Here is a 5,614-nt window from a genome sequence, read left to right as displayed (position 1 = left end):
CGGTGTGCGTCTGATGTTTGAGAACTCAACAGTGTGTCATAGTCGACGAATTAGTTTGTTTGTGTCCCGTTGACGCAGGCTTTTGGTTTGTGTCGCGGATTTCTTTGACAATGATTCTGACAACTTTTGTCAGTGTTGTCTTGTCGGGGATAACTTTTTGTTTTCAATGGAGAGTTTGATCCTGGCTCAGGACGAACGCTGGCGGCGTGCTTAACACATGCAAGTCGAGCGGAAAGGCCCTTTCGGGGGTACTCGAGCGGCGAACGGGTGAGTAACACGTGAGTAATCTGCCTCTGGCTCTGGGATAGCTTCGGGAAACCGAGATTAATACCGGATATGACATTCTCCTGCATGGGATGGGTGTGGAAAGTTTTTTCGGCCAGGGATGTGCTCGCGGCCTATCAGCTTGTTGGTGGGGTAATGGCCTACCAAGGCTTCGACGGGTAGCCGGCCTGAGAGGGTGACCGGCCACACTGGGACTGAGACACGGCCCAGACTCCTACGGGAGGCAGCAGTGGGGAATATTGGACAATGGGCGGAAGCCTGATCCAGCAACGCCGCGTGAGGGATGACGGCCTTCGGGTTGTAAACCTCTTTCAGTACCGACGAAGCGCCGATGATGGTGGTGACGGTAGGTACAGAAGAAGCACCGGCCAACTACGTGCCAGCAGCCGCGGTAATACGTAGGGTGCGAGCGTTGTCCGGAATTATTGGGCGTAAAGGGCTCGTAGGCGGTTTGTCGCGTCGGGAGTGAAAACACTGGGCTTAACTCAGTGCTTGCTTTCGATACGGGCAGACTAGAGGCATGCAGGGGAGAACGGAATTCCTGGTGTAGCGGTGAAATGCGCAGATATCAGGAGGAACACCGGTGGCGAAGGCGGTTCTCTGGGCATGTCCTGACGCTGAGGAGCGAAAGTGTGGGGAGCGAACAGGATTAGATACCCTGGTAGTCCACACCGTAAACGTTGGGCGCTAGGTGTGGGATCCATTCCACGGGTTCCGTGCCGCAGCTAACGCATTAAGCGCCCCGCCTGGGGAGTACGGCCGCAAGGCTAAAACTCAAAGGAATTGACGGGGGCCCGCACAAGCGGCGGAGCATGCGGATTAATTCGATGCAACGCGAAGAACCTTACCTGGGTTTGACATACGCCGGAAAGCGCCAGAGATGGTGCCCCTTTTTGTCGGTGTACAGGTGGTGCATGGCTGTCGTCAGCTCGTGTCGTGAGATGTTGGGTTAAGTCCCGCAACGAGCGCAACCCTCGTCCTATGTTGCCAGCGGGTGATGCCGGGGACTCATAGGAGACTGCCGGGGTCAACTCGGAGGAAGGTGGGGATGACGTCAAGTCATCATGCCCCTTATGTCCAGGGCTTCACGCATGCTACAATGGCCGGTACAAAGGGCTGCGATGCTGTAAGGCGGAGCGAATCCCAAAAAGCCGGTCTCAGTTCGGATTGGGGTCTGCAACTCGACCCCATGAAGTCGGAGTCGCTAGTAATCGCAGATCAGCAACGCTGCGGTGAATACGTTCCCGGGCCTTGTACACACCGCCCGTCACGTCACGAAAGTCGGCAACACCCGAAGCCGGTGGCCCAACCCTTGTGGGGGGAGCCGTCGAAGGTGGGGCTGGCGATTGGGACGAAGTCGTAACAAGGTAGCCGTACCGGAAGGTGCGGCTGGATCACCTCCTTTCTAAGGAGCACACACCCCGCACGGTCAGCTGGCCAATTCCTGGTCACGAAGCGTCTGGTCGGCACTGGTGGTGTCTCGCTAGTGGAATCGTCGACGAACGACCGACCTGCAGTCCGGGTCGGCCTCAGTACTACCCAGCCCCTTCGGGGCAGCCCCTTCGGGGCAGCCCGTTCGGGGTGTGGGTGTGGAACCTGGCCGGCATCGGGGTGGGGGTGTGGTCTTGGCACGCTGTTGAGTCCTGAGGCATCAGCCGCAGGACGTTGTCTGGGGCGGTTTGTCTCTTGCCTCCTTGGGGGTCTGGGGTCTTCGGGTCCTGGGGTTTCTTGGTGGGCTGGTTTCTTGTGAATTGGATAGTGGACGCGAGCATCTTCACGACTCGGCCGTTTGTGGTCGGGTTGTGGAAGCAATTGTCTGGCAGCCCTTGTAGGCCCCTGTTTTTTTGTGGGGTGGGTTGTTGGATGTCTTGTCTTTGTAGTTTTTGTTGAGTGTTTGTGCGACAAGCTATGAAGGGCACATGGTGGATGCCTTGGCATCAAGAGCCGATGAAGGACGTAGGAGCCTGCGATAAGCCCTGGGGAGTTGGCAACCGAGCTGTGATCCGGGGGTGTCCGAATGGGGGAACCCAGCACGAGTCATGTCGTGTTACCCGCGCCTGAATATATAGGGTGTGTGGAGGGAACGCCGGGAAGTGAAACATCTCAGTACCGGTAGGAAGAGAAAACAATTGTGATTCCGAGAGTAGTGGCGAGCGAAATCGGAGGAGGCTAAACCTCATGCATGTGATACCCGGCAGGGGTTGTGTGTGGGGGGTTGTGGGACCATTCTGATCCATCTGCCGGTGGGTCGGACAGTGAGAAAATGTGCGTGAAGTTGAAGTCCATTGGAAAGTGGCGCCGTAGAGGGTGATAGCCCCGTAGTTGTAAGCGTGCATCTGTTGAGTGGGATCCCAAGTAACACGGAACCCCTGAAATTCCGTGTGAATCTGGCGGGACCACCCGTTAAGCCTAAATACTCCTTGATGACCGATAGCGGACAAGTACCGTGAGGGAAAGGTGAAAAGTACCCCTGGCGGGGAGTGAAATAGTACCTGAAACCGTGTGCCTACAATCCGTCAGAGCCCGGCTGCCCATCCTCTTGACAATGGTGGGTGTGGGGGTGATGGCGTGCCTTTTGAAGAATGAGCCTGCGAGTTTGCGTTGTGTTGCGAGGTTAACCCGTGTGGGGGAGCCGTAGCGAAAGCGAGTCCGAAGAGGGCGTATCCCAGTGATGGGTGGAGTAGCGCGATCAAGACCCGAAGCGAAGTGATCTATCCATGGGCAGGTTGAAGCGCGGGTAAGACCGCGTGGAGGACCGAACCCACTTAGGTTGAAAACTGAGGGGATGACCTGTGGATAGGGGTGAAAGGCCAATCAAACTTCGTGATAGCTGGTTCTCCCCGAAATGCATTTAGGTGCAGCGTTGTGTGTTTCTTGCCGGAGGTAGAGCACTGGATAGCCGATGGGCCCTACCAGGTTACTGACGTTAGCCAAACTCCGAATGCCGGTAAGTGAGAGCGCAGCAGTGAGACTGCGGGGGATAAGCTCCGTAGTCGAGAGGGAAACAGCCCAGACCATCAGCTAAGGCCCCTAAGCGGTGACTAAGTGGAAAAGGATGTGGAGTCGCAGTGACAACCAGGAGGTTGGCTTGGAAGCAGCCACCCTTGAAAGAGTGCGTAATAGCTCACTGGTCAAGTGATTCCGCGCCGACAATGTAGCGGGGCTCAAGTCATCCGCCGAAGCTATGGCATTCACGCGTGTACCCAGCCCCGGGTTTCGGGGTTCAGGTGTGTGGATGGGTAGGGGAGCGTCGTGTCACCAGTGAAGTCCCGGGGTGACCCAGGGGTGGAGGTGACACGAGTGAGAATGCAGGCATGAGTAGCGAATCAGGAGTGAGAAACTCCTGCGCCGAATGATCAAGGGTTCCAGGGTCAAGCTAATCTGCCCTGGGTAAGTCGGGACCTAAGGCGAGGCCGACAGGCGTAGTCGATGGACAACGGGTTGATATTCCCGTACCGGCAAAGTAGCGCCCATGACGAACCCGGTGATGCTAACCGCCCGAAGCCCACGTGACCGTTCCCTTTCGGGGGGATGGCGTGTGGGGGGAGCGCGGGATCCGATCCGGTAGTAGTCAAGCGATGGGGTGACGCAGGAAGGCAGCCCAACCACGCCGATGGTTGTGCGTGGGTAAGTGCGTAGGGTGGGTGATAGGCAAATCCGTCACCCGGTGTTAGGTCACCAACCTGAGACACGATGCCGAGCCCGTATGGGTGAAGTGGGTGATCCTATGCTGTCGAGAAAAACCTCTAGCGAGCTACGCGCCGCCCGTACCCCAAACCGACTCAGGTGATCAGGTAGAGAATACCAAGGCGATCGAGCGAACCATGGTTAAGGAACTCGGCAAAATGCCCCCGTAACTTCGGGAGAAGGGGGGCCGGATCCGTGAAGCACCTTGCGTGCGGCAGCGGTGATGGCCGCAGAGACCAGGCCCAAGCGACTGTTTACTAAAAACACAGGTCCGTGCGAAGTTGTAAGACGATGTATACGGACTGACTCCTGCCCGGTGCTGGAAGGTTAAGGGGACGAGTCAGCCACCCTCAACAGGTATGGTGGTGAAGCTCAGAACTTAAGCCCCAGTAAACGGCGGTGGTAACTATAACCATCCTAAGGTAGCGAAATTCCTTGTCGGGTAAGTTCCGACCTGCACGAATGGAGTAACGACTTGGGCGCTGTCTCAACCGTGGACTCGGCGAAATTGCACTACGAGTAAAGATGCTCGTTACGCGCGGCAGGACGGAAAGACCCCGGGACCTTTACTATAGTTTGGTATTGGTGTTTGGTTCGGCTTGTGTAGGATAGGTGGGAGACCGTGAAGCAGCCACGCCAGTGGTTGTGGAGTCAACGTTGAAATACCACTCTGGTCGTACTAGATGTCTAACCTAGGACCATGATCTGGTTCAGGGACAGTGCCTGATGGGTAGTTTAACTGGGGCGGTTGCCTCCTAAAATGTAACGGAGGCGCTCAAAGGTTCCCTCAGCCTGGTTGGCAATCAGGTGGCGAGTGTAAGTGCACAAGGGAGCTTGACTGTGAGACAGACATGTCGAGCAGGGACGAAAGTCGGAACTAGTGATCCGGCCACGGCATGTGGAAGCGTGGTCGCTCAACGGATAAAAGGTACCCCGGGGATAACAGGCTGATCTTCCCCAAGAGTCCATATCGACGGGATGGTTTGGCACCTCGATGTCGGCTCGTCGCATCCTGGGGCTGGAGTAGGTCCCAAGGGTTGGGCTGTTCGCCCATTAAAGCGGCACGCGAGCTGGGTTTAGAACGTCGTGAGACAGTTCGGTCCCTATCCGCCGCGCGCGCAGGAAACTTGAGAAAGGCTGTCCCTAGTACGAGAGGACCGGGATGGACGAACCTCTGGTGTGCCAGTTGTCCCGCCAGGGGCACGGCTGGTTGGCTACGTTCGGAAGTGATAACCGCTGAACGCATCTAAGCGGGAAGCACGTTTCAAGATGAGGTTTCCCACCGGAACAACCGGGTAAGGCCCCCAGCAGAACACTGGGTTGATAGGCCAGAAGTGTACAACCGCAAGGTAGAGCTGACTGGTACTAATAGGCCGAGGGCTTGTCACACAAACCCTCAACAAAACCCACAAAGACCCGCGCAACACAGACACTCGCGTCCACATTCATTCACAAGCGAAGTGAATAACGAAGACATGGCCACACACCGTGAACACGCCGGTGATGTGACGCCACCAGAGTTACGGCGGCCACAGCGAAAGGGAAACACCCGGTCCCATCCCGAACCCGGAAGTTAAGCCTTTCAGCGCCGATGGTACTGCAACCGAGAGGCTGTGGGAGAGTAGGACGCCGCCGGACATAC

3 rRNA genes are annotated in these 5,614 nt (G+C 56.9%); all 3 read left to right on the top strand.

Annotation, left to right across the window (positions count from 1 at the left end):
• The first annotated feature begins 163 nt into the window (after nt 1-163).
• The 3 genes from PZ894_RS06940 to rrf all read left to right on the top strand — a co-directional run bounded on the left by PZ894_RS06940 (nt 164) and on the right by rrf (nt 5,610).
• Nucleotides 164-1,690 (top strand): 16S ribosomal RNA (locus tag PZ894_RS06940).
• A 494-nt stretch (nt 1,691-2,184) separates the two neighbouring features.
• Nucleotides 2,185-5,361, top strand: a 23S ribosomal RNA gene (locus tag PZ894_RS06935).
• Nucleotides 5,362-5,493: 132 nt separating this feature from the next.
• Nucleotides 5,494-5,610: ribosomal RNA gene (gene rrf / locus PZ894_RS06930) — 5S ribosomal RNA — on the top strand.
• Together the 16S, 23S and 5S rRNA genes form the textbook arrangement of a ribosomal RNA operon.
• Nucleotides 5,611-5,614: the final 4 nt, after the last annotated feature.

It is taken from the genome of Nocardioides sp. YIM 152315, from assembly GCF_029210375.1.
Taxonomy (GTDB): Bacteria; Actinomycetota; Actinomycetes; order Propionibacteriales; family Nocardioidaceae; genus Nocardioides.
Note: the sequence above shows the minus strand (reverse complement) of the source record. Positions and strands in the feature narration are given on the sequence as shown.